Genomic DNA, 18,489 nt, shown 5'->3' with positions numbered 1-18,489 from the left:
TTTAAATAAAACTTATTTTTATTTTTCAATAAGTTAATTTTATAAGTGGTGAAAATGAGAGAATTTTCTCGCACAGACAGAGTGGCTCAGCAGATTCAAAAAGAAATTGCGGTCATTCTACAACGTGAAATTAAAGACCCCCGTCTAGGCTTTGTAACGGTATCGGCTGTTGAGGTTTCAAGGGATTTGTCTTATGCAAAAATCTTTATCACGGTACTTAATACTACTGATGAAGATAAGACTAAACAAAGTGTTGCTATTCTAAATGATGCTACGGGCTATATTCGTTCAGTATTAGGTAAGCGAATTCGCGCACGCATCATGCCTGAGTTGCGTTTTGTGGTGGATAACTCATTGCTAGAGGGGATGCGTATTTCTAATTTAGTTGATACGGTAATTCGTAAAGACAATGAGAAACGTGGTTCAGAGTCATCTGAGAATTCATCCGAGAGTCCTTCCGATAATTCTTCCGAGAACGAGCAAAAGTAATGGCTAGGCGTTCAAAAGGTCGCTCGGTTGATGGCATTGTGTTATTGCACAAGCGCGAAGGGATTTCTTCAAATAAAGCATTACAGCAAGCTAAAGGTATTTATTTCGCACAAAAAGCGGGACATACAGGTGCGTTAGATCCATTAGCGACAGGTATGTTACCAATTTGCTTTGGTGAGGCGACCAAGTTTACACAGTTTTTATTGGATACTGACAAGACTTATGTGGTACGCGCTAAGCTTGGCGAACGCACAACAACTTCTGACTCTGATGGTGAAGTGGTAGAAACACGTCCCGTTACTGTTGATAAAGACGCGATTCAAGCAGCTGTTGACAGTTTTTTAGGTGAGTCTGACCAATACCCATCTATGTACTCTGCGCTTAAGTATCAGGGACAGCCCTTATATAAATATGCGCGAGAGGGCATTGAAGTGCCACGAAAATGCAGAAAAATCAATGTGTATAGCTTAACACTTGATGAGTATGATGCTGACAATGAAGAAATTCAAATGACAGCCCATGTCTCAAAAGGCACGTATATTCGTACCATTGTTGATGACTTAGGCGAAAAGCTTGGCTGTGGTGCGCATGTCATCATGCTGCATCGCTCTAAAGTAGGCCACTATCCAAGTGAAAAGATGGTGACGATTGAACAGTTGGAAGAAAAGCTTAACCAAGCAAAAGCTGAAGGTGTTGAGCCTTCCACTTATATCGATCAGTTACTCTTACCTATGGACAGTGCTTTGGTTGATTTGCCGGCGATAGAAATATCAGCCCAGCAAGGTATCGCCTTTAGCCATGGTCAAGTGGTGGTGTGCGGAAATGTACCTGATGGGGTTGTTAAAGTACTTGCTGATGGTCAGTTTATTGGTATTGGTGAGCGCAACGCAGATGGTCACCTTAAGGCAAAAAGAGCGCTTGCCACCAATCAATAAGTTTTGCTAGTTTCTGGTGCGGATTGCTGTTACAATGCGCGCCGCTTACTCGCTTTGGCTGAATTAGTGATCGGCTAAAGCACAATTTAAATTTATTTTGGAGTTATTATGTCACTAAGCAACCAAGAAAAAGCAGAAATCGTAGCAAAATTCGCACGTGCAGAAGGCGACACAGGTTCACCTGAAGTACAAGTTGCACTTCTTACTGCTGACATCAACAAGTTACAAGGTCACTTTGCTAACCACAAGCATGATTTCCACTCACGTCGTGGTCTTCTTCGCAAAGTTAGCCAACGTCGTAACTTACTAGATTACCTAAAAGGTAAGAGCGTTGATCGTTACTCTGCACTAATCAAAGAGCTTGGCCTACGTCGCTAATCGCTTGATTATTTGTTGGCTTTTTGGCCAACATCAAAAAAGGGGCTTAATAGCCCCTTTTTTTGTGGCCGCTGTACAAGTATACTAGGGCACTTCGGCATAGGGCCGAAATTGCGCCGACATCGTTTGCCAATTGTAGTGCTTAACCAGATTCAAAGACTGTTGAGTCTGGTTAAGACTGTAATTGGTAGTTGTTGGCGTCTATATTTGTTTTTATTAAGGAAATATTTGTGCAAGCAATTATTAAAGAATTTCAACTAGGTCAACACACTGTGACTCTAGAAACAGGTGCAATTGCTCGTCAAGCTGACGGCGCTGTACTTGCAAGCATTGGTGATACATCTGTACTTGTAACTGTAGTAGGTAAGCGTGACGCGGTACCTGGTCAAGACTTTTTCCCACTGACTGTTAACTATCAGGAGCGTATGTACGCTGCTGGTCGTATCCCTGGTGGTTTCTTAAAGCGTGAAGGTCGTCCAAATGATGGCGAAACGCTAATCGCTCGCTTAATCGACCGTCCAATTCGTCCACTTTTCCCTGATGGTTTTGTGAATGAAGTACAAGTTATCGCAACGGTTGTTTCTGTTAACCCAGAAATTCAACCTGATATGGTTGCGATGATTGGTACGTCAGCGGCACTAGCGATCTCTGGTATTCCATTTAATGGTCCAATTGGTGCGGCGCGTGTTGGTTATATTGATGGCCAGTATGTATTGAACCCAACGCTTAAAGAGCTAGAAGAAAGTAAATTAGACTTAGTTGTAGCGGGTACTGAAAACGCAGTACTTATGGTTGAGTCTGAAGCAGATGTGCTTTCTGAAGAAGAAATGCTAGGCGCCGTTGTATACGGTCATGAACAATCTCAAGCGATCATTAAAGCGGTAGAAGAGTTCAAAGCACAAGCAGGCAAACCTACTTGGGAATGGGCTGCTCCAGAGAAGAACGTTTCACTTGCAGACAAAATTGCTGAACTAGCTTCAGAGAAAGTAGGTGAAGCTTATCGCATCACTGACAAAGTAGCGCGTAAAGAAGCTCTTTCAGTAGCCAAAGAAGCGGTTGTTGCTGCTTTAACAGCTGAACTAGCTGAAGGCGAAGAGTTAGACACTCAAGAAGTGGGTAAACTGTTTGGCTCATTAGAGAAGAAAATCGTACGTGGTCGCATCATTGCCGGTGAAAAGCGTATTGATGGTCGTGAACCAGACATGGTTCGTGCGTTGGACGTAATGACTGGCGTATTACCACGTACTCACGGTTCAGCTATCTTTACACGTGGTGAAACACAAGCGTTAGTGACTGCGACCTTAGGTACTGAGCGTGATTCACAGATGATTGATGACCTAACAGGTACACACAAGCATCACTTCATGCTGAACTATAACTTCCCTCCTTACTGTGTTGGTGAGACAGGCTTCATTGGTTCACCAAAGCGTCGTGAAATCGGTCACGGTAACCTTGCTAAGCGTGGTGTTCAGGCGGTACTTCCTACGCTAGCAGAATTCCCGTATTCGATTCGTGTTGTGTCTGAAATCACAGAATCAAATGGTTCATCGTCTATGGCTTCTGTGTGTGGTACGTCGCTAGCACTTATGAACGCGGGTGTACCAATCAAAGCATCTGTTGCGGGTATCGCGATGGGTCTTGTGAAAGAAGAAGAAAACTTTGTAGTTCTTTCTGACATCCTAGGTGATGAAGATCACTTAGGTGACATGGACTTTAAAGTAGCAGGTACTAGCCAAGGTGTTACGGCCCTACAGATGGATATCAAGATTGAAGGTATCAACAAAGAGATCATGCAAATTGCACTAAAACAAGCTAAAGCAGCTCGTTTGCATATCTTATCTGTAATGGATGAAGCTATCTCTGCACCATCTGCTGAGCTTTCTGAATTTGCTCCGCGCATCTACACAATGAACATTCCTCCTAAGAAGATTGCTGAAGTAATCGGTAAAGGTGGCGCAACAATTCGTCAGTTAACTGAAGAAACAGGCACTACGATTGAAATCGAAGACGATGGCACAATCAAGATCGCTGCAACTGATGGCTTGAGTGCAAAAGATGCGATTGCACGTATTGAAGCTCTTACAGCAGAACTTGAAGTGGGTACTATCTACAACGGTAAAGTAGTGCGTATTGTTGACTTCGGTGCGTTTGTAAATGTATTACCAGGTAAAGATGGTTTAGTACACATTTCACAAATCAGTGCTGAGCGCGTTAACAATGTCGCTGACCACTTATCAGTAGGCCAAGAAGTTAAAGTTAAAGTACTTGAAGTGGACCGTCAGGGCCGCGTACGTCTTAGCATTAAAGAAGCACAAGAGACAACAGAGCTGCCTTCTGAGCAAGCGCCAGAAGCACCTGCAGAGTAATTTTGTGTAAATAAAACAAGATAGTAGTGGAAGGGGGCTGTATGCCCCCTTTTTTTATGTTTTAATGGCCGCTACGCGACATATGCTCTAAGAGCGACTAGAGGAAGGACATGAAGTTAACATCCATATTTTTTTTACCCTTGTTTGTCATTGGGTTGCTCGGCTGTCAATCTAGTCCCGAGAAAGGCGCACAACATGTGATCAATGTGCCCTTAAGCGTTCCATTGGCCTCCAATTTTAGTAACGAACTTGCTATTGCTCGTTATTCGGAGTTTTTACTTGCCAGTGACTTACAACAAGAGCAAAGAGCTCAGCTGTTTTACAATCGTGGTATGCTTTATGACAGCCTAGGGTTAACCACCTTGGCACGCATAGATTTTAACCGTGCGGTGAAAATGAAACCTGATTTGGCTGAGGTCTATAACTTTCTCGGTATTCATCACACTTTGTTGCAAGAGTATGGGCAAGCATACGACATGTTTGACACCTTACTAGAGTTGGATGATTCGCACGAGTATGGTTACCTTAATCGTGGTATTGCACTTTATTACGGTGATCGTCCTGCCTTAGCCAGTCAAGACTTCGCAACATTTTTAGCGCGAGCGCCTGAAGATGCATATCGAATGATGTGGTTGTATCTGGCTCAGGAGAAGGTTGATCCATTAAAAGCACAAGAGCAGTTGCGTTCAAATAGCACTACATTAGACCCCCAGCAATGGTCCAGCCAACTTGTTCAGTTGTATTTAGGACAGATCAGCGAAGGACAGTTTTTACAGCAGTTGGGTGAAGGTATATCAAATCAGCAGGAATATGCTGAGCGATTATGCGAAGCTTATTTCTATCTCGGTAAGCTTTATCAGTCACGCGGTAAGAAAGCGGTTGCTATTGACTTTTTTAAGCTGGCACTTGCCACCAACGTTTACGAATTTGTAGAGCATAAATATGCTCGCTTAGAACTGGACCTGTTAGCTGGTAATGCGCCAAGTTAGCAAGTTTATCTTGTTGGGCTTTGTGATATTGATAATGTCGCAAAGCCATCATCATCCGCAGTTGTTAGACTCGCACGCTCGTACTGATTATTTGACGGCTTACCCTCAGAGCTACTTTTTCGCACAGCACCGCATCAAGCTGGAGACTTTACCCGACGCAACGATTCGTACCATGCTGGAGTTAAATGACCCCGCAGTGCAATTTGAATGGGCGATTCGGCTTGCAAAAAGCAAGCGTTATAGTGTCAGTCGTTTGTACTGGCAAAAGTCTTATGCAGAAGTCTCACAAGCGCAGCACAGACGTTTACAACAGGTCTTTGAGCAGCATCGAGCATTTGAGGAACTGAGTAGGCTGGCAAAAGTGATTAGTTTAACAGACAAGATAAACACTTTGCTGGCCAGTGAGCAAGGTGTACTACCTGAGCAACTACCTTCCTCTGTACTGGCTGAATATGGCTTAATGACGCTTTCCTTGGGTTGGAAATTCGCTCCAACATGTCTAAACCGTGTGCTGATGCTGAGTGATCATTATTCAGGGGTGACGAAACTCGACGTGATCCGAACACAATACTTAAAACAACCAGAACCTATGCCAAACAGCTATTGCCTGTCAGAGGTGTTTTATGTTGGCGATGTTATGTCATGCGCAGAATCGTCAAGCGGATATGCTCGGTGCGATATAAAAAACATGTTAGCGCGTTATCGCGAGCAGCTCACTAACGTGGATTATTTGGTTATCATGACCCGAACGGGTATGGCGAATGTAGTCAAAGGGGTGATGACGCTGACAGCGGAACACAATTATCAGGTTTTTTTACATGAATTAATGCACTTTAGTGGATTTGAGGATGAATATGCGATTGCACCAAGTAAAGCACAATGGCTGTGTAAACAAAGTGGCCAGTTGGCCCCTAATTTAATTGTCACCGAGAGCGCGCCTCCGAAAAATTGGTACGCTAGCGAAACATGCCAACATGGTGCACATCAAGCATATAAACCAAGTAAAAGCTGGAGCATTATGCAGTATCAGGAATTACCGTTATCTGAGAGTTATCGCACCTTGTGGCAAAATGCTATTAACTCAAAGCGTTATCGATTGGAGACACTTTCAAGCCGGTAGTCTACAGTTACTGACACTCAGTTGACTTTATGTATAAGTACAGTTCAGGGCATAGGTGAAACATAGATATGAATATTATCTGAATTGTTTGTTAAAGTTGTCTAAAATATCATCAGCTAGAGTGTGGAACTATAGACAACTCAAACACTAATACAGTATAACTGGGGAAGTTTTGTGTGCTCAAAGCGTGCCATTTAGAATTATTAAAAACATGCTAAGTTGGACACGCACTCAGTGTGGGTCGTGCATTTACGACACTGAAACAAAAAGGTTTAATCTATGACTTTGCTTTGGATACCCTTGCTATCCTTTATCGGCAGTATTCTTTCATCATTTTCGGGTAAGTTGTCACGCAACCAATCTACTGCGTTGACACTCATTACGCCGTTTATAGCACTGGCTTTAACGATACATATTTCACCGGCGGTGTTTGCTGGGGAAGTATTACGTGAAAGCATTGCTTGGATCCCTCTGTTAGGGCTTGAAATTGCCTTTAGGCTTGACGGGCTCGCTTTACTGTTTGTATTTATGATTTTAGGCATAGGTATTCTTGTCATATTTTATGCTCGCTATTACTTGAGCGAAAAAGATTCGATGCCAAAACTATTTTCCTATCTCATGTTGTTTATGACCGCGATGCTGGGCATTGTTACGTCTAACAATGTGTTACAACTATGGGTTTTCTGGGAACTGACAAGCATAAGTTCATTTTTGCTTATTAGTTATTGGGGGCATAAATCTGAAGCGCGCAAAGGCGCAAGAATGGCGTTGGCGGTAACTGGTGGTGGTGGTTTAGCATTACTGGCAGGTTTGCTGATACTTGGCCACATCGTTGGCAGTTATAACTTAGATGTGATTTTACAAAGCAAAGCCCTTATTCAGGCGCATGGTTTGTATGAAGTGGCGTTGATTCTGGTATTGCTGGGAGCGTTTACTAAGTCTGCGCAGTTCCCGTTCCATTTTTGGTTGCCCCATGCGATGGCTGCACCGACACCTGTGAGTGCTTATTTACACTCGGCAACGATGGTGAAAGCAGGGATCTTTTTGCTGGCACGTTTTTATCCGGCTTTAGCTGGTACTGACTTGTGGTTCGTTATGGTCGGTTTGACCGGATTGACAACATTATTGTTTGCAGCTTACGTGGCCCTGTTTAAACATGACTTAAAGGGGTTACTTGCTTATTCAACAATCAGTCATTTGGGATTAATTACTTTACTGCTTGGGTTAGATACAGAGCTGGCAACAGTGGCGGCTATTTTCCATATTATTAATCACGCAACCTTCAAGGCGTCGTTGTTTATGGCAACGGGTATTATTGACCATGAAACAGGTACGCGAGATATGCGTAAACTTAATGGTATGTGGCGATATATGCCATATACCGCGACATTGGCCATGGTAGCCGCCGCGGCTATGGCGGGTGTACCTTTGCTAAATGGTTTCTTATCTAAAGAAATGTTCTTCGCTGAAACTTTATATCAGCAATTACTTGGCTCTATGTCTTGGCTTATCCCTGTACTGGCAACTGTCGCAGGGGCTTTCTCAGTCGCTTATTCAGCAAGATTTATACATGATGTATTTTTCAACGGTGATCCGATTGATTTGCCTAAAGAACCTCATGAACCGCCGCGTTATATGCGAGTTCCAATTGAAATATTAGTGGCTCTTTGTTTGTTGGTAGGTATGTTTCCTAACCTCGTCATTGATGGCATTCTCAATGTCGCATCCTCAGCCGTACTAGGTGGTAGTGCGCCAGAATATCATGTTGCATTGTGGCACGGCTTTAACTTACCTCTCCTGATGAGTGGTATTGCTGTGTGCGGTGGTTTGCTCATTTATACTCAGCGCCGTTATCTATTTCAATTCCAAGCATCTTTGCCACCACTAAATGCGAAAAAGGTGTTTGATAACAGTGTGTACAACATAGTTAAGTGGAGCCAGCGTAAGATTACTGCTATTGAAAATGGCTCTTTGCAACGTTACTTGATGCTGATGTTTTTGGTGGTACTGATAAGTGCCGGGTGGCCATTGTTTGAAATGGCGCAGCTTGTGGGAGGTAAACAACCCACAGAAGTAGATATGCACAATGGTATCGGTGCGGCTTTATTGATGATAGGCGCGATTGGTACTGTGATCTGGCATCATGTGCGAATGGTATCGCTGTTGATGGTATCCGTTGTTGGTTTGATGGTTTCAGTAGCGTTTACACGTTTCTCTGCTCCAGACTTGGCGTTGACGCAGTTAACGGTTGAAGTGGTAACCATCATTTTGCTGATGTTGGCTTTATTCTTCCTACCACAAAGAACACCCAAGGAATCAAGCTCAATTAGGGTATTACGAGATATTGGGATATCGTCAGCGATAGGTGTTGTAATAGGCAGTATTTGTTATGCCATGATCACCAGACCGCTCGATTCTATTTCAGAGTTTTTCATTGCCAATGCTAAAACTGGTGGTGGCGGTACTAATGTGGTTAACGTGATTCTTGTTGACTTTAGGGGCTTTGACACCTTGGGTGAGATCACCGTGCTTGGGATTGCTGCATTGGGTATTTACAAGTTGCTTATTAATCTACCTTTGTTTATGCCTGCTAGTGACAGTGAGGGTCGTCCTTGGGCGAAAGAGCGTTATCCGTTGTTGCTTGCCAGTATCTCGCAAAGTTTGTTGCCATTAGCGTTGTTAGTTTCGTTCTACATTTTCTTACGTGGACACAATTTACCGGGTGGGGGCTTTATCGCAGGCTTGATCACTGCAATAGCATTTATTTTGCAGTATATAGCTCATGGCTCAAATTGGATTGCTGAGCGCCTGACAATCAATTATAGAAAAATCATTGCATCGGGCATTGCGATTGCCTTGCTGACAGGTGTTGGCAGTTGGTTCTTTGGCCGTCCATTCTTAACCTCTTGGTTTGACTATTTTGATATACCGATAGTTGGAAAAATCGAACTAGCAAGTGCGTTGGTGTTTGACCTAGGTGTTTATATAACTGTTGTTGGTGCAACTTTAATGATTTTAGCGAGTTTGGGTAAAGTCACCGCGGATGCGCCAAAAGAAGAGGTAAACTTTTAATGGAATTGTTATATGCGTCTTGTGTAGGACTGTTGGTAACCTGTGGCGTATTTTTAATCTTGCGCGCACGTACATTCCCTGTGGTGCTTGGGTTAACTATGTTGTCATATGCTGTGAATCTATTTTTGTTCTCTTCTGGCCGTTTAGCTCTTAATGAAGCGGCTGTTTTAGGGTATTCAGAGGCGTATGCCGATCCGCTACCACAAGCTTTAGTGCTCACAGCAATAGTGATCGGTTTTGCGATGACGGCATTTGTTGTGATTTTGGCAATCCGTGGCCGAGCTGACTTGGGTAATGACCATGTAAATGGGCAGGAAACTTCTAAAAACAAAACTAAGGGTAAAGCATGATCCAGCATTTGACTTCTTTGCCAATTTTATTGCCCATGCTGGCGGGCGTTATTCTTCTGATGCCACCTTGCGGTAAGAACCTAAAGATCAGGCGTGTAGCGTCTGTGGTTTTTGCCTTAGCGACTTTGTGCGTCTCTGTATTATTGCTTTTCCAAGTTAAAAATCATGGCTCGCAGGTTTATGCGATAGGTGATTGGTCCGCACCATTTGGAATCGTAATGGTGGCTGATCCGCTGTCTGTATTGCTAGTGACACTAACCGCTGTATTAGGTGTTGCTTGCTCACTTTATGCGTGCGCCGGTGATGATGAGAGAGGAGCATTTTTTCACCCTTTGATGCACTTCTTGATTTTGGGGGTGAACGGTGCGTTTTTAACCGGAGATATGTTCAACCTATTTGTGTTCTTTGAAGTGCTACTGATTGCTTCCTATGCATTGTTAATGCACGGTGGTGACAAACACAACACTCGCGCAGCATTGCAATATGTGATTTTGAACTTAGTCGGTTCAGCGGTATTCCTCATTGCTTTGGGCACCCTGTATGGCGTGTTAGGTACTCTGAACATGGCGGATATGGCACACAAAGTTACTACTTTGCACGGAGATGACATCTATCTGGCCAAAATTGGCGGATTACTACTGTTAGTTGTATTTGCACTTAAAGGCGCATTGTTGCCGCTGCATTTATGGTTGCCTAATACCTATGCAACAGCACTGCCAGTTGTTGCAGCATTGTTTGCGATTATGACCAAGGTGGGTGTGTACTCAATGATGCGTGTTTATACGTTAGTGTTTGGTAAGAACGCGGGAGAGCTGAGCCTCATGGCACAAGGCTGGCTGTGGTGGTTAGCAATTGCCACTATCATAGTCGGAGCCATTGGAGTGCTGGCCAGTCAAGATTTGCGTAAACTAACCGCTAATCTGGTGATTGTTTCTGTGGGGACATTAGTGGCGCTGGTCGCTGTTCAGAGTGTGCAAGCAAGTGCTGCTGCTATTTATTACTTAGTTCATTCAACATTAGTCAGTGCAGCCTTGTTTTTAATTGCTGATCTCATCGCACGTCAGCGTGGTAAGGTTTCGGATAGGATCACAGCAGGGCGTCCAGTTGCGCAGCCTTTGTTATTAGGCGGTGGGTTTATTTTGGCGGCAATCACCGTGATTGGTATGCCTCCGTTATCAGGATTTGTTGCTAAAATTTGGTTACTCAGAGCAACTTTCGAAACTGAATATGTGATGGTGTTTTGGCCTGTTTATTTGTTGGCGAGTCTTGCTGTATTGATGGCGATATCCAAAGCCGGTAGTACATTATTTTGGCACAATACTACGGCTAAACCAGCAGATTCAGGTGAGCAGAATTTGGTACACCCAGCACAGTGCTGTGCGCTGTTCTTACTTGTATTGGCTTCACCTATGATGATTATTTTTGCAGGCCCACTCAGTGATTATGCATTATTTACAGCAACGGAATTACATAACTTTGCTGGTAATGTAAGCCTAGTTTTAGAAGGAGGGCAATAATGCGTTTAGAAGCTCGTTTTGCTTGGTTACCAACGCCATTTCGCAGTTTGATGCTGTTTTGTGTTTGGCTACTTCTTAATAATAGCGTTTCGGCAGGTCATATTATCTTAGGCGTGATATTAGCCATTGTAATTCCTTTGGCGACGCAACCATTTCGTACTAAGCAGCCGTTGATTTTGAAACCAGGCCTGGCAATCAGACATTTGTTTTTGGTGTTGTACGATATTATTACCGCTAACGTACAAGTTGCGTTGTTAATTTTGGGTCCAACGAAAAGACTCAAACCGGGATTTGTGAAGGTACCGCTGGATTTATCACATAGTATGCCGATCACGATTTTAGCAAGTACGGTATCTTTAACACCAGGAACGGTGAGTGCAGAGGTTTATCCTTGGCGTGAGTCTTTGCCCGATGGCAGCAAACCAGAGCAGCGCTACCTGCTGATCCACGTGCTTAACTTAGAGGACGAAGAGGCCTTGATACAAACCGTTAAGCAGCGTTATGAGGCACCGCTTAAGGAGATTTTTGAATGTTAGAGACTGTGATCCTGATTGTTTTTGCAATGATTGGTTTGTCACTGCTGTTGAATTTGTGGCGCTTAGTTGTAGGGCCTTCAGTGCCAGACAGAATTTTAGCGCTGGATACGATGTATATTAACAGTATCGCGCTAATCATTTTGTACGGTATGAGCATGGGTACGGGATTGTATTTTGAAGCAGCCCTTCTTATCGCAATGTTAGGATTTGTTAGCACGGTAGCAGTATGTAAATACTTACTACGTGGCGACATAATCGAATAGGGGCTGTTATGTCTGAGTGGATAATTTCAATACTATTATTGATAGGTGGTTTTTTTGTACTGGTTGGTTCAATTGGTTTAGTGAAAATGCCTGACTTCTTTATGCGTCTGCATGGGCCAACAAAGGCTACTACTTTGGGAATGGCCAGCTTACTCACCGCTGCAATGATATATTTTAGCCAGCTACAGGCTGGGATCAGTGCGAAAGAGATTTTGATTTCTATCTTCCTGTTACTTACCGCACCTATCAGTGGCTACATGTTGATAAAATCAGCGATTCACCACAAATTAAAAAGCATCGAACGCACCTCTGGCAAAGGTAATATTGAGGATGACGTTTAGTTAGCAAGCGGGTTGAATCTTAGAAAGGCATGATGATTATCATGCCTTTTTTATTGTAATGAAAAATTGCAACGGTTGCACAATTCGTATGTTTATGATGTTCTTGTATTATAAAAATAAATTCAGACATTTGAAAACTTGCAGAATGATCAATAAGTAGCAGTTTTATTGCATTTAGTTTCAGTCGTGCAGGTTTTAAAAATGTATATTACGGCCACTCAAATCATATGTGTGGTTCGAGTTAAGCTCAGGTTTTGCTCAAAAGGAAGTTCATGAAATACACCTCAATAAAAAGTAAGTTGCTCGTGTTTGTCACTGTGTTGGTTGTATCGTTGGTGATGATACTTACGCTATATATGTGGTTACATTTGGGCACACAAAATGAAAAACAAAACAGACAAGTTCAGGATGTTTTGTACGATGAAGCGCAAAAAAGTCTTACAGCACAGGGTCGTTATTACGCCCAGAAAGTCTCGGGCTTTATTAATGAGGCTTACCGTATACCTTTGACTTTTTCAGGAATACTGAACAACACAGCACAGGTTCAGCCCTTGTCTAGGGAGGTTGTACAAAAGGCGGTGGCTGGGGCACTAACAGAGAATAAATTTGTTTCCTCAATGTATGCGCAGTTTGAAGCCAACGGTTATGACAACAAAGATGGGCAGTTCATGGGCGGTGCAAGCCATTCTGTTGCCGGGGATGGCACGTTAGAAATTTACTTTACGCGTGAAGGGCAAACTGTAACGCAACAAAAAGTAGCGGCGGCGGCTGACAAATACCTTGATACTAGAAATGAATTTGGCTTGAGGGAAGCTGAATGGTATTTGTGTGCTCGTGATAAAAATGCCCCCTGTATAATGGAACCGTATTTATATAGTGATATGTTAATGACATCACTCACCGTACCGGTAAAAGCTCATGGACAGTTTGTTGGTCTGGTGGGGGTGGATGTGAACCTGCCTGTATTCCAGCAGCAAGTCGAGGAGCTATCTGAAAGTCTTTATCAAGGTGCGGCAAAGGTCACATTGTTGAGTGAGTTAGGCCTTGTTGTTGGCTCTAGCCATTATAGTAAGCTTGCAAGACCATTAAGTGAATCTGTAACGGGTACTCATGCTGAGAGTTTAATGAAACTGCATGAAAGCAAAGGCTTGTTGGATATGGGTGAAGATATTGCAGTCGCATTACCTATAAATATTGAGTTACCAAATGTGACGTGGTCGCTACTGATTGAAGTACCTAAAGCGGTTGTTCTTGCGCAGTCCAAAGAATTGGCGCAGGAATTAGAATCTTCATCAGATGCACTAAGCAAAACTATGTTATTGGTGGGACTATTGGTCGCCATTGTCGGGATTGCGGTAGCTATGGTACTTATCAACAATATTATTAAGCCACTAACTCACATTCAGCAACGTATAGAAAATTTGGCAAGTAGCGAAGGTGACTTAACACATGAATTAGAAGTGAGTTCACATGCTGAGCTAATGGCATTGGCTAAAGGGTTTAATTCGTTTACTGATAAATTGCGTAAAATGATAGATGATCTAAAACTGCTTGCTGAACAATCATACCAACAGTCATTTAAAACGAATGAAGTGGCTATTAACATAAAGAATAAAGTGGCCAACCAACATAATGAAATTGACAGTGTAGTTGCTGCAATCAATGAGCTTAGTGCAACTGCTTCAGAGGTTGCCAGATCCTCGGAGCAGGCAGCGCAAAGTGTCAATGAGGCGTCTGAGCAAGTTCAAAAAGGTGAAGCTAGTATCGTCCAAACAACTGAGACGGTGCAAAACATGGCATCACAAGTGCTTGATGCAAAAAATGCAATTAATAAGGTGGTGGAGAGAAGTACTGATATATCGCAAATTCTAGATGTGATTAGAGCTATTGCAGAACAAACCAACTTATTAGCACTCAATGCGGCGATTGAAGCTGCGCGAGCTGGTGAACAAGGCAGAGGTTTCGCTGTTGTGGCTGACGAAGTAAGAGCTTTGGCTTCGAAAACACACGCATCGACCAATGATATTAGTGAACTAATTAACAACCTGATTCATGAGGTGAATCAATCTGAGGGAATTATTGAGAATTCAGTGTCTCAGGGCGAGCAAGCGGTTGCTTATTGTGAAGAGTCAGCCCAAGCGATGAGTACAATGGTTTCTATGCTTGCAAGTATCTCTAATGAAGTAACACAAATTGCCACAGCAGCAGAAGAGCAAAGTGTAGTTACAGAGGAAATCAATAGTAATACTACCGGAATTGCTGATGCAGCAATGGAGTTGTCGCAGTTGGCTGACCAGGTAGAGTTAGCAGCAAACTCAATGACGCAAATTGTTGAACAAAAGCATATTCAGTTAAATTTGTTGAAAACCAAATAGAGTAAGCCATTACGTGTCGTGACTTATTTTAAAAGCTTAGTCTTGTGGCACTTTATTTGAAATGTTCAATGGGTGCCCAAGATGATTATTCATAAACTGGCGTATTTAAGCGAGATAACATAAAATAACTGTTAATTTATACAGTGGGTGTTTGTTTGGTCAATGAAACTTTACATAGCTGAAAAACCATCGCTTGGCAGAGCGATTGCGGATGCACTACCAAAGCCTCATAAAAAACAAGATGGGTTTATTGAAGTTGGTGATGGCAGTGTGGTGTCTTGGTGTATTGGTCATTTATTAGAGCAAGCGGAGCCAGAAGACTACGATCCTAAATTTAAAAAATGGCAGTATCAAGATCTGCCAATAGTTCCCTCACAATGGCAATTTAAGGCTAAACCCAAAACGAGAAAACAGCTAACTGTTTTGAGAAAGCTGATTAAATCTGCAGATGTCATTATTCATGCTGGTGATCCAGATAGAGAGGGGCAATTGCTTGTTGATGAGGTTTTACAGTTTGTTGGCTTAACTGAGCAGCAAAAAAAGCAAACTCAACGTTTGCTCGTTAGCGATTTAAACATTCAGGCTGTAAAGCGTGCATTATCTGTTATGCAGTCTAACCAAACGTTTGTGCCACTCAGTATTTCTGCTTTGGCTCGCGCCAGAGCGGACTGGTTATACGGCATGAACTTAACACGGGCGTTTACTCTGACCGGCCAGAAAGCGGGTTATAAAGGGGTGCTTTCTGTGGGTCGAGTTCAGACACCTGTCTTAGGGCTAGTGGTAAGGCGTGATAGAGAGATCAGCGAGTTTGTGTCCAAACCCTTTTATGAGGTATTTGCACATTTAGTCACCGAGGCAAACGAGAAACTAGTAGCTAAATGGCAACCAAGCGAGTCATGTGAACCATATATGGATGACGAAAAGCGTGTATTGATCAAAGCGCTTGCGGAAAATGTCGCTTCACGGATCACTGACCAACAGGGGGAGGTGAGTAAGTTAGAACAAAAGCCAAAGAAGCAAAATGTGCCATTACCTTATAACTTGTCAGCGCTGCAAATTGACGCCAATAAATTGTATGGTATGTCTGCCAAACAAGTACTTGATATATGTCAGAGCTTGTATGAAAAGCACAAGTTGATCACTTATCCTCGTTCAGATAATCGTTATTTGCCGAGTGAACATTATCAGCAACGTCATAGCGTGGTAGCTGCAATCGGGAATAATAAAGGCTGTGAGCAAGAACAGATAAGCAGTGCAGATCTATCGTTACGCTCAATGTGCTGGAATGATAAAAAAGTTGCAGCACATCACGCCATCATTCCTACCGAAAAGCGCCTTAAAACTGCACAGTTGGGGTATCAAGAGCAGCAAATATATAACCTTGTGAGTCGCCAATATATTGCACAGTTTTACCCACCTTATAGTTACCTTGAAACCACAGCATATATCTTAATTGCGGGTGGCCTTTTTATTGCTAAGGCCAAACAAATAAATGTTATCGGCTTTAAAGTCCTATTCACCAAGCAGGATCAAGATAAAGAAACGCTGTCGAGTTTTTTACCGCCACTAGTTGAGGGGCAAAAGCTGCATTGTAACGACGCACAAATTCAGGAAAAGCATACTCAGCCACCACAGCATTATACAGATGCCACTTTACTGAGCGCAATGACAGGGATAAACCGCTATGTCAAAGACAAAGAGATCAAGAAAATTCTCAAAGAAACTGATGGATTAGGGACTGAAGCAACTCGTGCAGGTATTATTGAACTGCTATTTAAAAGAGGCTTTTTACAGCGCAGTGGCAAACAAATAAAGGCGAGTGAAGTGGGCCATTCGATGGTAAATATGCTACCGGAATCACTCACTTTACCTGATAGAACTGCACTATGGGAATCTCATTTAGCGAAGATTGCAGACAAAGAATGTACTTATCAGGCCTTTATGGCCCCTTTAATGACACAGCTTAATGAATTTATTGAGGCTGCTAAAGTTGTCCAAAACGTCAATTTTAAAGGGTTAACTGCTGCCCCTAATACAAAACGTAGATTTAAGAAGCGCAGCAAAAAAGTGACTAATGCAATGAACTGACCTTGTAATTAGAGTATTCGCCACAATATAAATTCAAAACAAGCAGACAATACAAATAAAAGATATGAGTAATCAAATCAACCTAACGCCAGATAATATCCAGCAGGTACTTGGAGAGCAAAATCAAGATAAACTGATTTTGTTAACTTTTTTTAGCGCACAAAATCCAGATTGTCTGGCACAAGCCTCAATTTTGTCTAACTTAGCTACAAGTTATGGTGAGCACTTAATAATAGCTACTGTTGATTGCGAACAGCAGCAGGCATTAGCGTCACAGCTGGCTCAACAAATTGGATTACAATCACTACCAACACTAGTGATGTTAAAAAATGGTGCGCCTGTTGATATGCTTCAAGGTTCGCAAAGTGAAGATGAAATTAAGAAAGCATTAGCCGAACATTTACCTAAACCTGAAGTATTACTATTAGATCAAGCGAAACAAGCATTAGCTGCTGATGATTTAAATACTGCATTTAGCTTTGCTAAACAGGCATACGATATTGACGCTAACAATACACGTGTAAAACTCGTATTGGCCAATATCTGCATTCAAATTCAAAAGCTAGATGACGCTAAAGCATTATTAGATTCTGTAGATGAGCAAGAGCAAGATGCTTACTATCAAAACTTGTGTGCCAAATTGCAACAAGCACAAACGCAACAAGAATCACCAGAAATAAAAATGCTAAGTGAAGCATTGGCTGCTGAGCCAGAAAATGATGATCTTAAGTTAAGGTTAGCAAAACTGCTTGGCGAAGCCGGAAGAAAAGAAGAGGCATTAGACCTACTACTAAGCATATTAAAGCGCGATTTGAATTTTGCTTCGGCTAAACAAGACTTTTTAGAGATTGTTACTTCTTTACCAGATGGAGACACACTAGCTGCAACATATCGACGAAAATTATATAGTTTGTTGTATTAATATACATTGTAGATATGAAGTACACTGGGATGGGAAATGACTGGTGTACTTTTTGCAAAAATAATTTGCATCTTTACTTTTTTCTACAATACTTATCTTCCTCCCGAACGAATTTCACACGATTTGTTAGGCTGAACTGACATGGAACGTATCGTTTTGAATGGTTTTGTATGTTTTTTTGCTCGAAATGCGTTTTTTTGCAATTTTTATATAAAAAGTGCTTGCCTTGCGACGGGAGTTCTCTATAATGCGCCTCCACTGACACGGAGCGCTACGCTGATTAAGCAAAGCAACAACGGGTCAGGGTCGAGTAAAACTTAACTTTGAAACTTCTTAAAATTAAGTGTTGACAAAAAATAGGGAATGCTTAGAATGCACATCCCTCGAAACGCGAAAGCATTTCGAAACGTTCTTTAAAAATATGAAGCAATCATCTGTGTGGGCACTCGTACAGATTGAGTTCTAACAGCAGAACTACCTCGGTAGGGACGCAAACAAATTTAGAGTCTCAATTGAACTGAGTGACCATAAGTTATTAAAAGATTCAGCCTTGAGCTGTTTTGATTTTACTTTTTTAAAAGTGAAAATAATAACGCACAGTCAATTCGATTTCTTAGGAAATCAAAATCAGAATTCAATGAGCACGAAACTTCGGTTTCAAAAAAACTTTTAATTGAAGAGTTTGATCATGGCTCAGATTGAACGCTGGCGGCAGGCCTAACACATGCAAGTCGAGCGGTAACATTTC

General features: G+C 42.3%; 15 protein-coding genes and 1 rRNA gene. All 16 read left to right on the top strand.

Annotated elements, in window-relative coordinates:
• Window positions 1-54 precede the first annotated feature (54 nt).
• Window positions 55-489 (top strand): 30S ribosome-binding factor RbfA, encoded by a 435-nt coding sequence (gene rbfA / locus C2M32_RS02950; RefSeq protein ID WP_105167034.1) that lies wholly within the window; start codon window positions 55-57, stop codon window positions 487-489.
• A complete protein-coding gene (truB, locus tag C2M32_RS02945) occupies window positions 489-1,424 on the top strand; it encodes a tRNA pseudouridine(55) synthase TruB (RefSeq protein WP_105167033.1) in 936 nt (311 codons plus the stop codon). Before rbfA ends, truB begins: the two co-directional genes overlap by 1 nt.
• A gap of 108 nt (window positions 1,425-1,532) precedes the next feature.
• Window positions 1,533-1,802 carry a 30S ribosomal protein S15 gene (gene rpsO / locus C2M32_RS02940; RefSeq protein ID WP_070984030.1) on the top strand — a complete coding sequence of 90 codons (270 nt, stop codon included), beginning with the start codon at window positions 1,533-1,535 and terminating at the stop codon, window positions 1,800-1,802.
• Between the two features lie 230 nt (window positions 1,803-2,032).
• Complete coding sequence (gene pnp / locus C2M32_RS02935) at window positions 2,033-4,168, top strand: polyribonucleotide nucleotidyltransferase (RefSeq protein ID WP_105167032.1); 2,136 nt, start codon at window positions 2,033-2,035, stop codon at window positions 4,166-4,168.
• Window positions 4,169-4,278: 110 nt separating this feature from the next.
• Window positions 4,279-5,157, top strand: coding sequence for a lipoprotein NlpI (nlpI, locus tag C2M32_RS02930; RefSeq protein ID WP_105167031.1), 879 nt, complete (start codon window positions 4,279-4,281; stop codon window positions 5,155-5,157).
• Window positions 5,144-6,277 carry a hypothetical protein gene (locus C2M32_RS02925; protein ID WP_105167030.1) on the top strand — a complete coding sequence of 378 codons (1,134 nt, stop codon included), beginning with the start codon at window positions 5,144-5,146 and terminating at the stop codon, window positions 6,275-6,277. The genes nlpI and C2M32_RS02925 overlap by 14 nt, the downstream gene beginning before the upstream one ends.
• Before the next feature lie 279 nt (window positions 6,278-6,556).
• On the top strand, window positions 6,557-9,349 hold the full coding sequence (locus C2M32_RS02920) for a monovalent cation/H+ antiporter subunit A (protein WP_105167029.1): 2,793 nt from the start codon (window positions 6,557-6,559) through the stop codon (window positions 9,347-9,349).
• Entirely contained in the window at window positions 9,349-9,699 is a 351-nt protein-coding gene (locus tag C2M32_RS02915; RefSeq protein WP_105167028.1) for a Na+/H+ antiporter subunit C, read from the top strand. The genes C2M32_RS02920 and C2M32_RS02915 overlap by 1 nt, the downstream gene beginning before the upstream one ends.
• Window positions 9,696-11,216 (top strand): monovalent cation/H+ antiporter subunit D, encoded by a 1,521-nt coding sequence (locus tag C2M32_RS02910; protein ID WP_105167027.1) that lies wholly within the window; start codon window positions 9,696-9,698, stop codon window positions 11,214-11,216. Before C2M32_RS02915 ends, C2M32_RS02910 begins: the two co-directional genes overlap by 4 nt.
• Window positions 11,216-11,752 carry a Na+/H+ antiporter subunit E gene (locus C2M32_RS02905; protein WP_105167026.1) on the top strand — a complete coding sequence of 179 codons (537 nt, stop codon included), beginning with the start codon at window positions 11,216-11,218 and terminating at the stop codon, window positions 11,750-11,752. Before C2M32_RS02910 ends, C2M32_RS02905 begins: the two co-directional genes overlap by 1 nt.
• Window positions 11,746-12,015, top strand: a complete 270-nt coding sequence (locus tag C2M32_RS02900) for a K+/H+ antiporter subunit F (RefSeq protein ID WP_070984038.1) — start codon at window positions 11,746-11,748, stop codon at window positions 12,013-12,015. Before C2M32_RS02905 ends, C2M32_RS02900 begins: the two co-directional genes overlap by 7 nt.
• Window positions 12,016-12,023: 8 nt before the next feature.
• A complete protein-coding gene (locus C2M32_RS02895) occupies window positions 12,024-12,356 on the top strand; it encodes a Na+/H+ antiporter subunit G (protein WP_105167025.1) in 333 nt (110 codons plus the stop codon).
• Window positions 12,357-12,628: 272 nt separating this feature from the next.
• Window positions 12,629-14,731, top strand: a complete 2,103-nt coding sequence (locus C2M32_RS02890) for a methyl-accepting chemotaxis protein (RefSeq protein WP_105167024.1) — start codon at window positions 12,629-12,631, stop codon at window positions 14,729-14,731.
• Window positions 14,732-14,893: 162 nt separating this feature from the next.
• Window positions 14,894-16,819 carry a DNA topoisomerase III gene (locus C2M32_RS02885; protein WP_105167023.1) on the top strand — a complete coding sequence of 642 codons (1,926 nt, stop codon included), beginning with the start codon at window positions 14,894-14,896 and terminating at the stop codon, window positions 16,817-16,819.
• A gap of 64 nt (window positions 16,820-16,883) precedes the next feature.
• Window positions 16,884-17,741, top strand: coding sequence for a tetratricopeptide repeat protein (locus tag C2M32_RS02880; protein ID WP_105167022.1), 858 nt, complete (start codon window positions 16,884-16,886; stop codon window positions 17,739-17,741).
• Window positions 17,742-18,411: 670 nt separating this feature from the next.
• Window positions 18,412-18,489, top strand: a 16S ribosomal RNA gene (locus C2M32_RS02875); the annotation flags it as partial.

It is taken from the genome of Pseudoalteromonas sp. T1lg23B (assembly GCF_002964665.1).
Classification (GTDB): domain Bacteria; phylum Pseudomonadota; class Gammaproteobacteria; order Enterobacterales; family Alteromonadaceae; genus Pseudoalteromonas.
This window is presented reverse-complemented; position numbering and strand designations above follow the sequence as displayed.